Source organism: Paenibacillus sp. OAS669 (assembly GCF_014873645.1).
GTDB lineage: Bacteria > Bacillota > Bacilli > Paenibacillales > NBRC-103111 > Paenibacillus_S > Paenibacillus_S vulneris.
On record NZ_JADBDR010000003.1, the window covers coordinates 352,016 to 370,986 of the forward strand.

Annotated in this window: 15 protein-coding genes; all 15 read left to right on the forward strand. The window is 52.9% G+C overall.

The annotated features are described in order from the left end of the window. The first annotated feature begins 3 nt into the window (after window positions 1-3). A complete protein-coding gene (locus GGC63_RS09465) occupies window positions 4-1,836 on the forward strand; it encodes a sensor histidine kinase (RefSeq protein WP_192702073.1) in 1,833 nt (610 codons plus the stop codon). Continuing rightward, window positions 1,833-3,374, forward strand: coding sequence for a response regulator (locus GGC63_RS09470; protein ID WP_192702074.1), 1,542 nt, complete (start codon window positions 1,833-1,835; stop codon window positions 3,372-3,374). Before GGC63_RS09465 ends, GGC63_RS09470 begins: the two co-directional genes overlap by 4 nt. A 161-nt stretch (window positions 3,375-3,535) precedes the next feature. Beyond that, a complete protein-coding gene (locus GGC63_RS09475; protein WP_192702075.1) occupies window positions 3,536-4,894 on the forward strand; it encodes an ABC transporter substrate-binding protein in 1,359 nt (452 codons plus the stop codon). 114 nt (window positions 4,895-5,008) lie between these two features. Further along, window positions 5,009-5,875, forward strand: a complete 867-nt coding sequence (locus GGC63_RS09480) for a carbohydrate ABC transporter permease (RefSeq protein ID WP_079912477.1) — start codon at window positions 5,009-5,011, stop codon at window positions 5,873-5,875. Next, window positions 5,872-6,705, forward strand: coding sequence for a carbohydrate ABC transporter permease (locus GGC63_RS09485; RefSeq protein WP_412973857.1), 834 nt, complete (start codon window positions 5,872-5,874; stop codon window positions 6,703-6,705). The genes GGC63_RS09480 and GGC63_RS09485 overlap by 4 nt, the downstream gene beginning before the upstream one ends. Window positions 6,706-7,357: 652 nt before the next feature. Next, on the forward strand, window positions 7,358-7,978 hold the full coding sequence (gene cysC / locus GGC63_RS09490; RefSeq protein WP_192702076.1) for an adenylyl-sulfate kinase: 621 nt from the start codon (window positions 7,358-7,360) through the stop codon (window positions 7,976-7,978). Then, on the forward strand, window positions 7,975-9,405 hold the full coding sequence (locus tag GGC63_RS09495; protein WP_192702077.1) for a sulfatase: 1,431 nt from the start codon (window positions 7,975-7,977) through the stop codon (window positions 9,403-9,405). The genes cysC and GGC63_RS09495 overlap by 4 nt, the downstream gene beginning before the upstream one ends. A gap of 231 nt (window positions 9,406-9,636) precedes the next feature. Beyond that, window positions 9,637-10,743, forward strand: a complete 1,107-nt coding sequence (locus GGC63_RS09500) for a Gfo/Idh/MocA family protein (protein WP_192702078.1) — start codon at window positions 9,637-9,639, stop codon at window positions 10,741-10,743. A gap of 106 nt (window positions 10,744-10,849) precedes the next feature. After that, a complete protein-coding gene (locus GGC63_RS09505; protein WP_192702079.1) occupies window positions 10,850-11,656 on the forward strand; it encodes a sugar phosphate isomerase/epimerase family protein in 807 nt (268 codons plus the stop codon). 47 nt (window positions 11,657-11,703) lie between these two features. Further along, on the forward strand, window positions 11,704-13,092 hold the full coding sequence (locus GGC63_RS09510) for a sulfatase (RefSeq protein ID WP_192702080.1): 1,389 nt from the start codon (window positions 11,704-11,706) through the stop codon (window positions 13,090-13,092). A gap of 30 nt (window positions 13,093-13,122) precedes the next feature. Then, window positions 13,123-14,127 (forward strand): Gfo/Idh/MocA family protein, encoded by a 1,005-nt coding sequence (locus tag GGC63_RS09515; RefSeq protein WP_192702081.1) that lies wholly within the window; start codon window positions 13,123-13,125, stop codon window positions 14,125-14,127. A gap of 13 nt (window positions 14,128-14,140) precedes the next feature. Then, window positions 14,141-15,082, forward strand: coding sequence for a carbohydrate ABC transporter permease (locus GGC63_RS09520; RefSeq protein ID WP_192702082.1), 942 nt, complete (start codon window positions 14,141-14,143; stop codon window positions 15,080-15,082). 10 nt (window positions 15,083-15,092) lie between these two features. Continuing rightward, a complete protein-coding gene (locus tag GGC63_RS09525; RefSeq protein WP_192702083.1) occupies window positions 15,093-15,908 on the forward strand; it encodes a carbohydrate ABC transporter permease in 816 nt (271 codons plus the stop codon). 37 nt (window positions 15,909-15,945) lie between these two features. After that, on the forward strand, window positions 15,946-17,409 hold the full coding sequence (locus GGC63_RS09530) for an ABC transporter substrate-binding protein (protein ID WP_192702084.1): 1,464 nt from the start codon (window positions 15,946-15,948) through the stop codon (window positions 17,407-17,409). After that, entirely contained in the window at window positions 17,406-18,803 is a 1,398-nt protein-coding gene (locus tag GGC63_RS09535; RefSeq protein WP_192702085.1) for a sulfatase-like hydrolase/transferase, read from the forward strand. The genes GGC63_RS09530 and GGC63_RS09535 overlap by 4 nt, the downstream gene beginning before the upstream one ends. The last annotated feature ends 168 nt before the right edge of the window (window positions 18,804-18,971 follow it).

Genomic DNA, 18,971 nt, shown 5'->3' on the forward strand with positions numbered 1-18,971 from the left:
CTTATGCGCTATTGGAATGATCAGCTGCTGAAGACGAAGATGTTTATTTCCTATTCCGTCGTCTCCTTGTTCATTGTAGGGATTACCTGCGGTATTTTTTATTATAAGAATACGAGCGATATTAAAGATCAGACGTTTTCCTTGTCGAAGATCATCTCCAAGCAGTTTTCCGAAATGATCGATCTGTACATTCAGAACATAGAGGAGCTGTCGCTTGCCATCTCTATCGACCCGTCCATTCAGGGGATTTTGTTCGACTTTTACAAAGCGACCGATCCTGTGGAGAAAGAGGTTGTGGGCTACAAGCTGAATCCGATTTTGTTCAATTTCTCTTATCCCAAAGCGTACGTTCAGCGCATCTCCATCTACTCGCTCGATAACCATTTGTACCAATATTCCAAGCGGGTGGAGCCGAGCCCGAGAAACCAGCTGACACCGGAGCAGTTGAGCGCACTAACCGTGTCCTTAAGCAAGAAGCCGTTCGTGAGTCTGCCTTCTTACGAAATCAACACAGATGAGCAGCATGCCGAGAAAGGGATTTCGTTTATCCGTAAAATTACGAAAATCCCAACCCAGACCATTATCGGCTTTGCCCAAATCGATATCAATGTAAATGCATTTAATATGGTGCTGGCGAACACCAATGCGAATGAAATGCAGCATACGATGAATGTGCTGATGGTTAACGACGAGGGCCGAATCATCTACGAGAATGGGAGCGATGCCCCAGAGAGTGCCCAGGACATGTTCGAACCTGGCGTGCTCAGCCGAAATGACACGGAGGGCGAGCTGAACTGGAGGCATACCGAGTATTTGTATACCGTCGTCAAGTCGGGCTATACCGGGTGGAATACGGTCATCCTCATCCCCAAGGATGTGCTTCTTCAGAAGCAAAAACGCATTCAAGACATCGTCCTTCTGGTCGGTGTGCTGACGATGCTATTGATTGCTGCGGTTTCCTACCTGCTGTCTCATCAAATCTTGCGGCCCCTTAACAACCTGATGCGCAACATGTCGCGAGTTGAGCTGGGTGATTTCAGCCACAGAATGGATTATTCCGGCCGCAACGAAATCGGCAAGCTGAGCCGAATGTACAACCACATGCTGGAGAGTATTTCCAGGCTAATCCACGAAGTCTATGAGTCGAAGCTGGCGGAGAAGCATGCGCAGCTATCGGCTCTGCACGCACAAATCAACCCTCACTTTTTATACAACACCCTGAACATCATGAAATCGATCAGCCGGCTGAGAGGAATCGAAGAGGTAGCCGAGATTTCCGAGTCGCTGGCCGGACTGTTTCAATACAGTATGAAAAATATGCAGCATCCGGTAAGGCTGCAGGAAGAAATCGAGCATATTTACAATTACTTCAACATTCAACAGCATCGGTTCGGCAGCCGGGTTCAGCTCTGCTGTGACATTCCGCCTGAGCTGCTCGAAGCCCGGATACTGAAGCTGACCGTCCAGCCCTTGATCGAAAACGCCTTTAATCACGGCCTCCGCAGAACCAAATCGGGAGGCTGCATTACGCTTCGTGCAGCGGAAGCCCAAGGGATGCTCACGATCACCGTTCACGACAACGGAGAAGGAATAAGTGCCAAGACCTTAGCCCAGCTGCAGAAAGCGTTCCAGATGTCCAATGCGCTGAATTTTTATGAGAATGCCGGCCACGGCATCGGATTATTGAATATTCGCCAACGGATTCAGCTGTATTACGGCAAAGAATACGGGTTAACCGTTGCCAGCAAGCCGGGTGAAGGAACCTCTGTTTCCTTGGTCTTACCGTTCGTCACGGAGGTCAAAGAAAGCCGCAAGGCAGAGGAGGCTGCGCTATGAATATTTTTGTAGTGGAGGATGAGCGGTGGGCTCTGGCGGAGCTGGAGCAGATGATGCTGGCCAAGTATGGCACCAGGCATCGGATTCACGCCTTCGATAATGGGGATGATGCTTTAACGGCAGCAGGCCGGCAGCGTCCGAGCCTCGTGCTGACGGATATTAACATGCCGGGAATCGATGGACTGGAGCTGATTGAGGAGCTGGCCAAGCTGGATTCCTCGATCAAATGCATCATCCTGAGCGTTCACGATGAATTCGAATATGCCCGGCAGAGCATGAGGTTCGGCGTGGGGGAGTATTTATTGAAGCCGGTGAAGAAGGAGGCTTTGTTTCAAGCCATCGACCATGCCCTTGTTCATATCGAGGAGGAAAGAAGAAGAAGGAGCGAATGGTTCGCAGGCTCACTTGCCCAAATGCTGCTGTCGGAGGAAGTCAGGCTTGAAAGGGCAGAGATTGAGCGCGAAGTGAACCGCTCTGTGTACGGGATGGTACTGCTTTCGATAGGTTCAAAAGATACGCCGCCTATCTGGAGGCAGGTAGATCAAGAAATTCATTCCCTGGAACAACAGCTGCAGTATGTCGGCGACCCGGAGAGAACCGTGGTCAGCGTCGATCTGGATGCCAGGCACAGATTGCTGCTCCTTCCAATGCTTCCGGCAGAGGAGTCTCTGCTGCGGTCCGCCTTGTCCCATCTCTTTGATCGTCTTAAGCGGCTTCCCGCGCATCTTCAGATGGCGTTCGCCGTTAAGAAGGAGAAGGAGCCGGTTCGCAGCCTGTTTTTGCAGATGAAGCAGTGCATAGAGGAGCAGGCGGTATTCGGTATGTCAGCTTACCTTATTCCGGGCATGAAACGGCAGGAGGCCGATCTGCTGAAGGTGTGGGATAAAGTCCGCGCGATGGACGTTCATTACAGAAAAGGCGATTTGCTCAAGGGACATCAGGTGCTGGATTGCATTATTGAGGAATTGACTCAAAAGCGTGTGACGAGGCATCAGCTGAAGCTGTTCGTGCAGGATATGCTGTTCTCGCTGCATTACCGTCTTGCGGCCTCGAGCGGCGGGCTGGTGAGCTGGACGGATTGGCAGGAGGATTTGCGCAGCTTGAACGGCTGCAGCAGCTATGCCGAGCTGACGCAATGGCTGCAGGAGAAGCTGGTTGATTTGTATTGCGGACATGAGTCTCAAGACGAGAATCCCAAAGGGCTTGTTCCCATGCTGCTGCAGCATATTCATCAACATTATCAGAACAACATCTCGCTGCAGCAGTTCGCCTGCGATCATCACATCAGTCTGGGCTACTTGTCCCGGATGTTCAAGAGTCAGACCGGCACGACCTTCTCCGAATACATCACCGGTTACCGCATCCGCAAGGCGAAGGAGCTGCTGAGCGGGGGCGTCGACCGGCTTCAGGAGGTCAGCCAGCTGGTCGGTTATGAGGATACGAAGCATTTTAGCGCGCTGTTCAAAAAGTATGTCGGCCAGACTCCTATGGCGTATGCAAGAGAGCATAGTGCCATTAGGAAAAATTCCCCCCTTTAATCCGTACAAATCACCTGTATTCGCTGAACACAGGGCCCGCTTACAATAAACCTACAACAAGTTAACGTAAAGCTCGGTCGCCATCGGGTGTGCTCTTCTCAATAAGCGAATGCTTACGAAGCAGGTATTCCTTCAGACAAACACTAAGGGAGGAAAGAAAGATGAAACGAACCCAATTGTTCACGGTTGTTTCCTATGCGGCCTTGATTTCGGTGCTTGCGGCTGGATGCAGCTCTTCAGGTCAGCCTTCAGGCGGAGGGACCTCAGCCCCCGGCGGCGGCGCGCCTTCCACAGCCCCCTCGGCAGGCAAAACGAATGAACCGACTACACTGACCCTTCTCATTGGCTCGACCGGAACAGCCTATCCTGCCACCCAAGCGGTCGCAGCGGAAGCGGAAAAAAAGCTGAACATCAAGATCAAATTCGACATTAAGCCGGACGGCACCGAAGGGGACAACCTGGTTAAAACTCGATTGGCTACGGGAGAAATGGCGGATATTTTGTTCTATAACTCGGGGTCGCTGCTGCAGGCGTTGAATCCGGAAGAAAATTTCGTCGATCTGTCAAAAGAGCCGTACATGGCGAATCTGCTGGATTCGTACAAGGAGACGATCAGCTCCAACGGCAAAGTATTCGGGGTGCCCGGCGGTTCCTCCAATGTCGGCGGCATTTTGTATAACAAAAAGGTTTATGCCGAGCTGGGGCTGTCCGTTCCCAAAACATGGGCTGAATTTATTGCCAACAGCGATAAAATCAAGGCTGCTGGGAAAACCGCTATCATCGGGTCCTACAAAACGACATGGACCTCACAGCTGTTCGTGCTCGCCAACCAATATAACGTGCAGTCGCAGGTACCGACGTTTGCCAAGGATTATACGGAGAACAAAGCCAAATATGCGACGACGCCGGCGGCGCTTCGCGGGTTTGAGATGACCAGTGAAGTGTTCAAAAAAGGCTACTACAATAAGGATTTTCTGGCTACTACCTATGATACGGGGCTCAAAATGCTTGCCGAGGGCAGCGGCGTCCAGTATCCGATGCTGACCAGCGCTATCGATGCCCTGGCCCAAAACTATCCGGATAAGGTGAAGGATATCGGCGTATTTCCGATTCCGAGCGATAATGAAAGCCTGAACGGGTTCACCGTATGGATGCCGAATTCTTATTACATTAATAAGAAGAGCAAGAACATCGACGCCGCCAAAAAGTTCATCGAGTTCCTGATTTCACCCGAAGGCCAGAAAGCCTACATGTCCAAAAGTAAGGCGAACGGCCCTTTCGTCGTCAAGGGCATCCAGGTTCCGGACGACGCGTACCAAGCGGTCAAGGATATGCAGACTTACTTTGATAACGGAAAGACGCTGCCGGCGCTGGAATTCATCTCGCCAGTTAAGGGCCCTAACCTGGAGAGCATATTGATCGAAGTCGGAACCGGGCAAAAAACAGCAGCCGAAGGGGCCGCTGACTACGATAAGGATGTCAAGAAGCAGGCGCAGCAGCTTAATCTTCCAGGGTGGTAAGATTCATTGATTGGGATACAGCTGCTTGCTCGCGGGGTTCTCTCACCGCAGCCTATCCGGCCCTGCGCATCACGGCAGGGCCGAATTTTATCCACATGAAAGGAAAGGATCCAGATGACGCTTACTCAAAAGAAAATGTACTCCTACTTGTTTCTGCTTCCGGCCGGGATCATTTACTTCGTCTTTTATCTGCTTCCGACCATCATGTCGTTGTTTTTCAGCTTGACCCGCTGGACACTGACCAAATGGCAGTTCATCGGGCTGGACAATTACATCATGTTTTTTGACGAGTCCTCCTTAAAGATCGGCTTCAAAAATACATTGATTTTCGCCGTCGTGACCTGCGGCCTCAAGGTGATTCTAGCCCTGCTGCTAGCAACGCTGCTGACGTCGCGTATCTGGTTTAAGGATTATTTCCGGTCGATGGTGTTTTTCCCGACCCTGCTCAGTACGATTGCCGTCGGGATCGCCTTCAGCACGATGATGCATCCGACGCAAGGGGTTATTAATACCGCACTTGCCGCCATGGGCATCAACGGGCCCGACTGGCTGGGGAATACCAGCATCGCGCTTCTGTCCGTAGCGCTCGTTGACGTCTGGAAGGGCGTCGGTATCGCAACGGTCATTTACATCGCCGGCATCATGTCCATCCCCCAGCATTACTACGAGGCTTTGAAAATAGACGGAGGAAGCGCGTTCCGCGGCTTCTGGCATATTACTTTGCCGCTCAGCCGGCCCGCAATGAACTCCGTCATCATTCTCGCGTTCATAGGCGGATTACGGACGTTTGACCTGATTTGGGCCATGACGAAGGGGGGACCCGGCTTCTCGACCGACCTTATCGCTTCCATTATTTACAAGCAGTATCAGGCAGGCTTCTACGGATTGGCTACCGCAGGGAATGTCATCCTGTTCATTGCCATTTCGGTTTTGGCGTTTCCGCTCTACATGTTCTTGAACAGAAGAGAGGTGGACCTGTGAATCGTGTCGTGCAAAAGACGGTCGTCAGCATCATCATGCTCGTGATATCGACCGTTATATTCTGGGTGCCCTTCTACTTTGTCATTATTAACTCCTTCAAATCTCCGACCAAAGCGGCGGATATGAGCATGGCTTGGCCCGATTCCTTTCATATTGTCGAGAATTATAAAGCGGTGCTGCAGGCGGCGGATCATATGCTGGTTCGGGCGTTTTACAACAGCACGCTCCTGACTGTTCTGTCTATTGCCGGGCTGGTCATTGTCAGTTCGCTGGCAGGCTTCGTCCTACAGCGGAGGGAGAAAGGGAGGGGAGCGGCGACGCTCAACTTCCTGGTGCTGGCCGGCTTGATGATTCCCCCTGCCGTCGTGCCTACGATATGGGTGCTCAACTCCGTAGGGCTGTTCAAGACGCTGCCGGGGCTTACCTTGGTCGAAATCGCCCTGCATTTTCCGTTTTGCGCCATCCTGTATAAAGCTTTTACCGCCACGATTCCCCGGGATATTGACGAAAGTGCGTTCATCGACGGCTGCGGCGGCTTCAAGCTGTTTACTCATATCATTTTTCCATTACTAAAGCCTGTATCTTCGACCATCATCATTATTCAATCCGTCAGCGTGTTCAACGATTTCGTCAATCCGCTCTATTTCTTGCCCGGCTCCGAGAATGCGACCGTCCAGCTTACGCTGTACAACTTTATGAGTATGTACATCACGTCCTGGAACCTGCTGTTTGCCGATGTGGTGCTGATTTCCATCCCTCCTCTGGTTCTGTTTATTTTCTTCAACAAAAAGATCGTCGCCGGTATGACGGCCGGCTCTGTTAAGGGCTAGCCTTCAGCGGATTTCCGGCCGCATCGACCATTCGAATGGCGTAATGCACAATGAAGCCTGCTCTGGAGCGAAGTAAACTGAAGGAGATAAAGAGGCTGGTTTTCGTTAGAACACTTTATGCAGCTGCTTACTAGGGAGTTTCGGAAGAAAACTCTGTGGAGAATCCAAATCTTCGAGAAATTTGCTAAATAGGGAAGTGGGGTATGCCTCGGAGGAGTTTACGTCCGCCTTTGAAATTCGTGAAAATCCCCCTAAGTCTAATCAAATTCACGGATTTCAACAGCGGCTGGAGGGGCATATCTCCCTGGAGTATAGTAGCAACATTTCAAGTGCTTTGGGTTACTAGGAAAAGTTGAAGGCGGAGGTGGGGTGTCCCCTGGAGGAGCGATAGCGTCTGCCTTTGTTATCAGGAATTAACCTCTGCAAAGATATAATTAACAATTTCCTGATAACAACAGCGGCCGGAAGGGGATACCCCACCGGAGTACACAACCACTTTAAAGTATGGGAATTATTAAAACGAAGTCAACGCTTACGAAGCAAGTTTTCTTACGAAAACGAAGTCAACGCTTACGAAGCAAGTTTTCTAACGAAAACTAAGCCAACGCTTACGAAGTGAGTTTTCTTACGAAAACTCTGAGGAGGAGAGTACATGGAAAGCTCCAGCGGTAGTGTACTTTGGTTCACAGGCCTTTCAGGCTCCGGCAAAACGACTACAGCGCAGCAAGTATGTGCGAGGCTGAAGGAGCTCGGCCGCCCCGTCGAGCTGCTGGATGGCGATGCCGTCCGAGCGTCCATCGGTAGAGGATTAGGCTTCAGCCGGAGCGACCGGCTCGAAAATATTCAGCGCATAGCCTACATTGCCAATTTGCTGTCCGGACACGGCATAACCGTCCTTGTCTCAGCCATCACGCCCTATAAGGAAATGCGCGATTATTTGCGGAGCCATGTGAGCGGTTATGTCGAGGTGTATGTAAGCTGCTCCCTTGAGCAATGCGAAGCACGGGACGTGAAGGGGTTGTACGCCAGGGCTAGACGGCAGGAGATTCCTCAATTCACAGGCATTTCGGATGCTTATGAGATACCCGAACAACCGGATCTCACCATCGATACGGAGAAGCGTTCGGTAGAAGCGAATACAGAGCAGATCCTGGAATGGCTGCGGAGAAACCGCTGGAAGGCCGAAGCATGGACCGTGCAGTCGGCCATTGCTGCCGGGAGGGAGCAGCCTGGCGAAGGCAAGGCGATCGAAGAGGTGAGGAACATCCGATGAAAATCATCCTGATTTCTCTCGATACGCTGCGTGCCGACCGTCTTGGCTGCTACGGATACGACAAACCGACAAGCCCGCATATCGACCGGATTGCCTCGGAAGGCGTGCTGATGGAGCGGGCCTATGCTGCGGATATCCCTACGGAGGTAGCACATACGGCTATTTTTACCGGAAAAATAGGGTTATCAAGCGGAATCGTCTCCCACGGCTCCGAGCTGGCCTACTTGCCCAAAAGCGTGAAATGGCTGCCCTCCTTGCTGAAGGCTGCCGGGTTCACGACCTGCGCCGTAGACAATTTGTATAACCTGAAGGAGTGGTTCGCCCGAGGCTATCAATACTACTTGAACAGCTCCGGGCCCAAGCGATGGATTGACGGGCGTACCGTCAACGATCTGGCGCTGCCCTGGATTCGGGAGCATCAAGAGGAGGATTTCTTTCTGTTCCTCCATTACTGGGACGCCCATACGCCCTATTTGCCTCCGGAGAAATATATCGAACCTTTTTACGGCAAGAACAGGGATCCCTACCGGAAGGACGGCTCGGGCATGGCTCCGGTTTATGAGCATCCGGCGTATCCTTTTTTCAAGCATCATCATTACAAGCTGCTGGGCCCAGTGACCGATGCGGAATATATGAACGCGCTGTACGACGCCGAAATCCGCTATCTGGACGATTTGCTCCGGGAGCTGGATGATACCTTGGAGCACTTGGGGATCAAGGAAGAGACACTGCTCGTTCTGTTCGGCGATCATGGGGAAAGCTTGACCGAGCATGAGATTTATTGGGACCATTGCGGGCTGTATGAGCCAACGGTTCATGTTCCGCTCATTATGCGGTGGCCCGGACGAATACCGGAGGCGGTGCGGGTTAACGGCTTTGTCCAGCACGCGGATATTATGCCGACCCTATTGGAGGCGGCGGCAAGCGCGGCTTCATCGGGTATGAGCCCATCTGTGCTGGCCGTACCGGACGGGATCGACGGAAGAAGCTTATGGCCTTCCATTCGGGGAGAGGCGAAGGGGACGCTTGACGAAGTCTTTTTGAGCGAGTGTGCCTGGCAGGCGGCAAGGGCGATTAGGACGGAACGGTATAAGCTGATCCGGTATTACGATCCGGGGCTTTTTCAGCGTCCGGTGACGGAGTTATATGATCTGCTTCATGATCCGGGAGAGCTTGTCAATATAGCGGATGCGGAGCCGGAATTGGCCGAGGAGCTGGAGATGAAGCTGAATCACTATGTGAGGACTAAATTAGCCGGTAGAGCGGACCCGATGATGAGACAAATTCATGAAGCGCAGCTGCCGTTTCGCAGGAGAATCGAAGCCATTCTTGCCGAGGTAGGCTTAACGTGGGAGGAGTGGATTCAGAACCCGCAGAGGGAACGTTACGACGCTTTGGAGAATGCGGCCTCGAAGCACGGGGGATAGACCATCATCCGGCTTACGATTGACACAATCGACTCTAAGGATGTCGGAATCGGCAATGCTGCGGAATCACAGGTGGAATATAATGGAAACAGCTATAGCACCTCAGAACCGAGAGAGCTCAGACACACGGCAAAAAGGCTCGCAGAAAAGTTTCGCACACTAAATCAGGAAAGGTGGTGCAGTCCCCGCTTGCAGATTCTAGGTGACGAAGCAAGTGGAGGGGCGCGAACGATGGCACTGAAAATCGGAATTGTCGGAATGAACGGGATTGGAATGCGGCATGCGGAATGCTATGCCTCCGACCCGCTGGGCGAGGTCGTTGCAGTCTGTGACGTAGTCAGGGAAAGGGCCGATAAAGCGGCGGAGAAGTACGGTGTCCGGGCTTACTACAGTCTGGAGGATATGCTGCAGCAGGAGCCGGAATTGGATATCGTCGATGTAACGACCGGCGGGATCGATAACGGAAGCTGGCATTTTGAACCAGCCATGCAGGCCATTGCTGCCGGGAAGCACGTGCTGATAGAGAAGCCGCTGGCGAACGACATCCGTGAAGGCAGAGAGCTGGTGCGCTTCGCTGCCGAGAAGAAGGTGACGCTGGGCTGCAACCTGAATCACTATTTCTCCACTCCCGCTGAACGGGCAAGACAGTATATGGATTCCGGAGATATTGGCGAAACCGTCTACTGTCTGGCCAAAATGGGCTTCAACGGCGGGGAGGAGCTGTACTCGGCCCCGAAATCTCCCAAAGATAAAGGTCAGCCCTATTTTCATATGAAAGCGTTCTTAACCCATCCTTTAAGTGTTATGCGCTATTACTGCGGGGATATCACTCATATCCAGACGTTCTCCAACCAGGCGGGCTTCCGCAAAAGCGCCGGGGATATCACGGTATCCATCAACAGTATTCATGTGAAGTTCGCCAGCGGAGCCGCAGGCTATCTGCTCAGCCAAAGGGGCGACGCGACCTATGGGCTTGGCGGCTGGTGGACGATGGAGGTCGGCGGGACGAAAGGAACCTTCTGCATTGAAAACTGCGTGGAAAAGGTATCCTACTGGCGCGCGCAAAAAGGTATTCCGGCCATCGGGTCCCATCCGCAGCCGGAGGTGACGTCCTCCGGTGTAACGGAGTTCAACACGACCTTCAACAATAGGCTGCATGCCTTCCTCGAAGATATTACGAATGGAGTGCCTCGGGAGCATATCCGCGCCTCCGGCCGGGATGCGCTGGCTGTGCTGGAGTATACGTATGCGGTGATCGAATCGTATGAGCAAGGCGGCGCAGTAGTCCGGCCTCATCCGCTGCCGGCCTTCCACGGCGATCCGCTGACTATGAAATAATCTTTAGTTACATCCCGGACTATATACGAATGCTAGCCATCGGAAGAGAGCGTGGTTCGTTCCGAAAATCCATAGACTTATGAAAAAAAGGGAGCGTGTAATCGATATGATAAAGCTTGGCGTCAATTCGGTACTGTTTAAAGAGTTTACTTTTGCCGAAGCAGCACGGCATATTGCGCTTAGCGGTTATGATGGCGTAGAGATCTCAGCCATTCAAGGGATGTGCGAGCATCTGGATCTGGCCCGTTGGAGGGATCAGACGGCAGAGCTTCGTTCGATCGTTCAGGATAACGGCTTAAGCTTTCTGTCGATGGAGTTCGGCAGCGTGAAGGAAGAGGAGCGGCTTCTAACTGCATTCGAGGCTGCGGCGGAAATCGGAATCCCTATCGTCAATATCGGTCCCGGGGGCAAAACGGGCGTGGAGGAGGATGTGCAGCGCTCGATCGACCAGCTCCAGCGGATGTCGGAGAAGGCAGCTGCCTTGGGAGTCACGTTGTGCGTGAAGGCACATATCGGCCAGGCGATCCATGATACGCCGACTACGTTGAGAGCGATGGCCGAAGTATCTTCCCCGGCATTCGGCATTGATATGGACCCGAGCCATATTTACCGGGCGATGGAAAATCCGGAGGATGCGCTGCCTGCCGTGATCAGCAGGGTGAAGCACGTGCATATCCGGGATTGCCGGGGACGTGAGCAGGGGCCCGGGCCGATCGAGCTGCAGGCATGCGGACGCGGAGACATTAACCTGTTCGCCTACTGCAAGGCGATGGTTGACCATCAATACGACGGCCCGGTCGTCCTTGAAGTGATAGGAGCCAAGCCGGAGCATTCGTTGGCTCAGGTCTCCATCATTGCAGCCGAAACCTACGGCTATCTGAATGCTTGCCTGAAGCAGCTGGGCGCCCGATAAGTGCCCCCGTTAACCATCTCAACGGATTTGAAGGAGCGTGCAAACCTATGTCCACATCCCCCAAAAAGCCGAATTTGATCCTTCTAGGCATCGACAGCCTGCGAAGAGATAGAATGAGCTCTTATGGTTATTCCCGGTTAACGACACCGCATCTCGATAAGCTTGCGGGTGAAGGAGTGCTGTTCGAGCAGCACTTCAGCCCGAGCATCCCTACGACACCGGCCTACGCTGCGATGCTTACCGGCCGGGACTGCTTCGGCACCGACGTGGTCGCCCTCCGCCATAAAGGGCCGCTGGAAGGCCGAACCTTGGCCGAAGTGCTGAGCGAGCATGGCTACAACACGACCTGCGTAGGCTTTACCGGCAATCCTTCGTCACGGGGCTTCGACAAGTACTTGGACTATGAGGCATGGATGCCCGATGAAACGGGCCGCTGCCCGAAAGCGGACAATTTGAACGCGGTAGCCATCCCTGAATTGAATCGTCTGGCGCAGGACGACAAGCCGTTCTTCCTGTTCCTCCGGCATATGGACCCTCACTCCCCTTATTTGCCGCCGAAGCCGTACGAACGGATCTTTTACGGAGGCGATGAGCGCGACCCGGACAATCATTCCATGGAGCCGGTGTATGATTTCAAGCCGTTTGCGGATTTCTTGAAGTCATGGATTCCGGAAGGGGTCACGGATCAAGAATATGTGAGCGCCCAATACGACGGGGCCGTAGCCTATATGGACGCCGGCATTCAGAATATCCTTCAGGCTGTCGATTCCTTGGGATTGACCGAGGAAACGCTGATCGTTGTCACCTCCGATCATGGGGAGACCTTGTGCGAGCATGATTGCTACTTTGACCATCATGGACTGTATGACTGCACGCTGGTCGTACCATTAATCATTAAATTTCCGGGAAAGGTGCCTGCCGGAAAGAGGGTGTCGGAGGTCAGCGTAATTCATGATATTATGCCGACGGTTCTGGAGCTGCTGGATATCGATGAGCCGTTGGAGATGGAAGGCCAAAGCCTGCTGTCCTTCATCAGCGGTCAGCCGGAGCGTCGAATCAGCGAGCTGTACATTACGGAATGCACCTGGATGCGCAAGCACGGCTGGCGAACCCCTCATTGGAAGCTCATCCGGGCGCTGGAGCCCGACTTTCATTTCAAGCCGGAGGTCGAGCTGTACAATCTGATTGAAGATCCGCTGGAGAATCATAATGTGGCTGATCAGGAGCCGGAAATCGTCGAGCTGCTGACCGCAAGGATGGAGGCGCATATCGCGCGCCGTGAAGAGGAGACCGGCCGGACGAATCCGATGTACACGAACCTCGGATGGCATGGCAAAGGGGATGCTCCGTTCACCTCCTCCCAGCAAGCGTATGACACGCTGCATATAGGCAGCTCGCTTACGGCCCGTTCGCTCCAGGCGAACAAGAGCAAGTAGATCCGAGAAACCGTATAGGAGGCAGCCGCAATGATACGAATTGCTGTAGTCGGGGTCAACAATATCGGCAAGATTCACTGCCGTTATTACCATCAGCACCCGGATACCGAGCTTGTCGCCGTTTGCGACATCATGGAGGACAGAGCGCGGGAAGCAGCCCTCGCTTATGGAGTGAAGGCTTATACCGATCTCCGGCGCTTGCTTGCGATCGAGGAGATCGATATGGTCTGCGTGGCGACCGGAGGCGAAGAGAAGGGCAGCCATCACTATGATCCGGTGATGGCTGCGATCGAAGCGGGCAAGGATGTGCTTGTCGAGAAGCCCATCTCGAACAGCATCGAGGAGGCCCGCTCGATGGTGAAGGCTGCGGCCGACAAGGGCGTGCGATTCGGCTGCAACCTGAACCACCGCTTCACTCCCGCAGCGGCCAAGGGCAAAGAATGGATCGGCCGTCATATGCTCGGCACGCCTTTATTCTTGAACATGCGGCTCACGATCGACAACAAGGCGGATTTCACCGAATGGTTTCATATGAGGGCGCTGCACCCGCATTCCATCGATGTGATGCGCTACTTTTTCGGCGATGTGAAGCGGGTCCAGTCCTTTATGACCAAAGCGCCGGGACGTATGACCTGGTCGACGGCCAGCGTCAACATGGAGTTCGCTAATGGTGCGGTCGGTCATTTGACGGGGAGCTACGATATGTCCATGCTGCACCCGATTGAGTGGTGCGAAGCGGCGGGAACCGAGGGCAGGTTCATCATCGAGAACGTATACGAAAGCATTACGTATTATCCGCGTCAAAGCAGCGAAAAGCTGGTGATGCAGAACTCGATCATGCGCGGCATGCAGGGCTTCAACGACACGTTCGGCAACCGGATTAGCCGGTTTATCGAGCAGCTGAAGGAGCAGGCTTCGCCGGAAGACATCGAAGGCTCGGGTGCCGAAGCTCTGGCGGCACAGGAAATTATCGAGGCGGCGATCCGCTCCCATCAATCCGGAGGAGCCGTAGTTGAGGTGCCCGCACTAAGATAAGGAGGATGGACGAATGGCAAACCGGACGCCTATCATGAATCATCCCGTGAAGGCCCGATCAGACGGCATCCGAACTGGACGGCTAGGGAAGCATCTGAAGGCCTATTTATTTCTGGCTCCAATTCTGGTGTCGATTGGGCTGTTCAAATATACGCCGTTCGTCCATGCTTTCCTTCAATCGTTCTATGAATGGAACGGCGCTAACGTGAACCGGTTTATAGGCTGGGATAATTTCAACCGGTTGTTTCATGATCCTGCTTTATATGTCTCTCTCAAAAACATCGCTTTGTTCACCGGAAGCTTTCTCTTGATTCAACTGACGTTTCCGCTGCTTGCTGCTATCGGTGTATTCCGCATCCGGCAGGCGGGCGCGAGATCCTTTTACAGATGCATGTTTGTGCTGCCGATGGTGGTGCCGCAAATCATTGTCTATTTATTGTGGAAATGGATTTATGTAAGCGGAGGTTTATTGGACCGCCTGCTGGAGTCAATGGGTCTTGAACAGCTGATTCACGCCTGGCTTGGAGAGAGCGGGACGGCGCTGTGGTCCATTGTGTTTATCGGCTTCCCTTGGATATCCGGCATCTTCTTCCTGATTTATCTGGCCGGACTCATTGCGATTCCTGCAGAGCTGTTTGAAGTGGGCAGCATGGACGGAATGAGCGGCTGGCGGCGGTTCTGGCATATCGAGCTCCCTCTGCTTCGCAATCCGATCAGGCTGGTTCTCATCCTTGCCTTTATCCAGCAGTTCCAAAGCTTTGAGAATGTGCTCGTCCTGACCAACGGCGGCCCGGGGTTCTCGACTCTGACGCCCGCCCTGTACTTATACAAAAAAGGCTTCGAATATAACGAACTCGGCTACGCATCCGCTGTCGGAGTTGTCGTGTTTGCCATATTGCTGCTATGCACTCTTGCGGCAAACCGTTTTATCAAGCAGGCAGATCAGGCCGAATAGGGGGTGAACCATGAGAAGGCTGGGTGCTGCAGTGAACTACTCGGTTCTGACGCTGCTCTTGCTCTTGACGCTCGTTCCGTTTTACATGCTGGTTATTTCTTCACTGAAATACCGAGATCAAGTGATCCACCACTTCTGGTCGCCGTCCTTGCCGCTGCACGTGAACAATTATGCCCAAGCGTTCGTTCAGCTGTGGCCTTATTTATGGAATTCGCTGCTGATTACATCGGGCATTATTATCTGTGTGCTGGTCAATTCGACATTGGCGGGGTATGCGTTCGCCCGGTTTTCTTTTTTTGGAAAGGGCGTGCTCTACTACCTGATTATTATGCTGATGATGGTACCTGCCTTTCTCATCCTGATCCCGCAGTTCATCCTGTTTAAAAATTTGGGCCTGATCAATACGTACTGGGCGCAAATCTTCGGGCCGATGGCCGGCGCTTCCGCTATGGCGACGATGCTGATCCGAACGTTCTTTGAAGGGCTGTCCAGAAGCGTGCTTGAAGTCGCGGAGGTTGATGGGGCGGGGGATGTGAGAATTTATTGGCAAATCGCGCTTCCTTTGTCGGTGCCGATTCTCTCAACCGTCGCCGTCATCAACGCGCTGCTAGGCTGGAACAACTATGTGTGGCCCTTGGTCGTGACCTCGGGGGATAAAGTCAAACCGATCATCCTGGCGCTAGGAAGTGTTCACGGTCCGATGGATCAAGTACAGGGAATGCAGTTTGCAGGCTATGTTATAGCGTCCTTGCCCCTGCTGCTGCTGTTTTTGTTTGCCACGAGGACGTTCGTTTCCGGTATTACGGCAGGTGCGGTGAAGGGTTAGCACTTATGCAGCGATTTGAACAGATGAGGTGATGGGATTGAATGCTCGCAAAAGCTGGACGATTCCGCTTATTGCCATGAGCTCCGTTATGCTGCTGCTTAACGCTTGTACGTCCAACGATACGTCGGCTCCTGGCGGTGAAGCTCCAAACGGGGGAGGCAAGACGATCGAGTTGAACGTCATGGTCATGCTGGAGAGCGATGGGGATGAAGCGGAGCGCAAATCATGGGAAAGCATTGCAAAGACATACTCGGATTCGCATCCGGGAGTGAAGGTGAACCTGCAAATGCAGAGCTTCGCCGGAGTCGAGCAGCATCGGACCTGGGTGACGACCCAATTGATCGGCAAGACGGCCCCGGATCTATTTACAACCCGCTATATTTGGGATCAGGAGGATTTGAAAAAAGGGCTGCTGGTCGATCTGACCCCCTATTATAAGCAAAAGACGGCCTATTCCGGCGATCAGACATGGGAGAAGCTCTTCCCTCCGACAATCCTTCAGCAGCTGATAGGGGATGATAAAACCTATGCCAGCGTCCCTAACTATGTTAACTCGGTCCGCGTTTTGTACAACAAGGATTTATTTGCCCAGGCAGGCATTACGAATGTACCGAAGACATGGAACGAGTTCCTTGATGCGCAGGAGAAGCTTCTGAAGATCAATGTCGTGCCCTTCGCATTCCCTAACTCCAAGCCTGGCGACTATAACTACAACTGGACGATCCGGATCTTGACAGAGGAGCTGCTGGCCGGCTCGTACGATAAGCTGGATATAGACAAAAGCGGCTTTATCGAAGTGAACGAATACGTGAGAGGCGTAGATCAGGGCATCATCGATATTGAAAAGGCTCCGTTCAAGGATGTCTTTCCCATCGTCAAAAATTGGAGTAAATATTGGCCCAAGGGCTACAACGGGCTGGATTTTGAAACGGCGGGAGATTTGTTCCTGCGCGGCAAGGCCGCTATGGTCATGCGCACATCGGGGCAAAGCAAGGCTCTGTTCGAAACGAGCGCCCGCAAATTCGAAATGGCAGCCTTTCCGCTGCCTTATTTGACCAAGGAGAATCACCCGGATGCGATAGGCAAGCTGATGGAGATCGGAGGCGTACCAGCGGGGAACATGGCGATCCCCAAAACCATTGCACCTGAAAAAATGGAAGCTGCCGTCGATTTTCTCGCCTATACAACATCACCCAAGGTGCAGGGACTGCTGGCGGAAAGCTTGTACCGCACGCCTGTCATTGCCAATGCAGCGCTTCCGGATAAGCTGAAGGGCTTCCAGTTTGTCGGCGAACGGATGCAGCTCAATATTTATGCCGGCGAGGTGGATAAGAACGTGACCGAATATAATCAGAAGCTGGGCCAGCTGTATCTGGAGGGCTCGAGTACCCTGGATAAATATATAAGCGAGCTGAAGAAGCTGATGGTGGACGGAGCCAGGAAGAAGATGAGCGACAACAACTGGACCAAAGAAAATAATTACGGGATCAAAATGCCATGAAGACGCCCAACCTGCTAGTGATTATGCTGGATCAGCTGCGCTTTGACTGCGTGGGGCATCATGGCTTATACCCCGTTCAGACACCGAATATCGATCGGCTTGCCTCGGAAGGCATCCGATTCAAGAATGCATTTACACCCATTCCTACGTGCTGTCCTGCCAGGCAGTCGTTCATCAACGGCAGAAGGCCGGAAACTTTTGGGGCGTTATGGAATTTCAAAAACGGCCTGCCTGTTCCGGCTCTTGCCCCAACGGAGTACGCATGGCCACGGGAGCTTCAGCAGCGGTCCTATCGCAACGTGCTTCTCGGCAAATGGGATGTTCATCCCGAGTATACTCCTCTGGATTATGGCTATGACTCCTTTGTCAGCTTCACATCTTACAAAAGGATGATCGAACAGAAATACCCCGAGGTGCAGTTTCAAGCGGGATATGCCGGGGAGCGAAGCCCGATTCCGCTGGAGGATTCACAGACGCATTGGCTAGCGGCTCAAGCTTGCGGTCTTATTGGGGAGATGGCCTCGGGAGAGACGGAATCTCCCTGGTACATACAGCTGAATTTTACGGAGCCGCATCTCCCCTGCCGGCCGTCGGAGCCGTTCGCATCCATGTATGCGCCCGAGTCGGTACCCCAATGGGGCGGATTTGAGGAGACGTTCCTCAACAAGCCGTATATTCAAAAACAGCAGCTGCTTAGCTGGCAGGTGGACGCTTTTACATGGGAGGACTGGGCGCCGATCGTTGCCAGGTATTACGGGATCATCAGTCAGGCGGACGACGCTATCGGCAAAGTGCTTCAAGCGCTGGAGGAGTCGGGTGCGGCTGAGGATACCCTCGTCGTGTTCACAGCCGATCACGGAGATATGTGCGGCTCACATCGAATGATGGATAAGCATTATATTTTATATGACGATGTCGTCAAGGTTCCGTTCATTGTGAGATACCCTCAAGTCATACATCAAGGCGGAATCCGATGCGACTCCTTTGTAAGCAATCTGCTGGATTTGCCGCCGACTCTATTTGAGCTGCTGGGCATCCCCGTACCTTCCTTTTTCCATGGATGCTCTCTTGCGCCTTGGTTAAAAGGGGAGGAGGTGCCGGATTGGAGAAAGGACATCGTCTCCACGTATAACGGACAGCAATTCGGACTGTACACCCAACGAATGCTGCGCACGGAGCGCTGGAAATACATCTGGAACACGACGGATGTCGATGAGCTGTACGACCTGGAGCAGGACCCATATGAATTGACGAACCGGGTTAATGATCCCGGCTGCAAGGAGCTGTTGATTCAATACAGGGCCAGGCTGTACGAGCAATTGATAGCGGAAGGCGACGGCCTGGTGCAAAATGAATGGATGCGCAACCAACTGCTGCATAATGCCATATTGTGATCCCGGCGCACATCAGAATAATAGAGCAAGAAAAGAAACAACCCGCGTGCAACGGGTCAGGTTGTTGAAAAAACCTTATTTGTGCGAATTATGCTGCATAGGGTGGGGAGGTATGCCTCGGAGGAGTTTACGTCCGCCTTTGAAACCCGTGAAAATACCGCTAAATCT

What these genes read in the sequence shown, in the direction of transcription:
- GGC63_RS09465 (WP_192702073.1), top strand. Translation starts at nt 4, where the DNA reads ATGCGCTATTGGAATGATCAGCTGCTGAAGACGAAGATGTTTATTTCC.
- GGC63_RS09470 (WP_192702074.1), top strand. Translation starts at nt 1,833, where the DNA reads ATGAATATTTTTGTAGTGGAGGATGAGCGGTGGGCTCTGGCGGAGCTG.
- GGC63_RS09475 (WP_192702075.1), top strand. Translation starts at nt 3,536, where the DNA reads ATGAAACGAACCCAATTGTTCACGGTTGTTTCCTATGCGGCCTTGATT.
- GGC63_RS09480 (WP_079912477.1), top strand. Translation starts at nt 5,009, where the DNA reads ATGACGCTTACTCAAAAGAAAATGTACTCCTACTTGTTTCTGCTTCCG.
- cysC (WP_192702076.1), top strand. Translation starts at nt 7,358, where the DNA reads ATGGAAAGCTCCAGCGGTAGTGTACTTTGGTTCACAGGCCTTTCAGGC.
- GGC63_RS09495 (WP_192702077.1), top strand. Translation starts at nt 7,975, where the DNA reads ATGAAAATCATCCTGATTTCTCTCGATACGCTGCGTGCCGACCGTCTT.
- GGC63_RS09500 (WP_192702078.1), top strand. Translation starts at nt 9,637, where the DNA reads ATGGCACTGAAAATCGGAATTGTCGGAATGAACGGGATTGGAATGCGG.
- GGC63_RS09505 (WP_192702079.1), top strand. Translation starts at nt 10,850, where the DNA reads ATGATAAAGCTTGGCGTCAATTCGGTACTGTTTAAAGAGTTTACTTTT.
- GGC63_RS09510 (WP_192702080.1), top strand. Translation starts at nt 11,704, where the DNA reads ATGTCCACATCCCCCAAAAAGCCGAATTTGATCCTTCTAGGCATCGAC.
- GGC63_RS09515 (WP_192702081.1), top strand. Translation starts at nt 13,123, where the DNA reads ATGATACGAATTGCTGTAGTCGGGGTCAACAATATCGGCAAGATTCAC.
- GGC63_RS09520 (WP_192702082.1), top strand. Translation starts at nt 14,141, where the DNA reads ATGGCAAACCGGACGCCTATCATGAATCATCCCGTGAAGGCCCGATCA.
- GGC63_RS09525 (WP_192702083.1), top strand. Translation starts at nt 15,093, where the DNA reads ATGAGAAGGCTGGGTGCTGCAGTGAACTACTCGGTTCTGACGCTGCTC.
- GGC63_RS09535 (WP_192702085.1), top strand. Translation starts at nt 17,406, where the DNA reads ATGAAGACGCCCAACCTGCTAGTGATTATGCTGGATCAGCTGCGCTTT.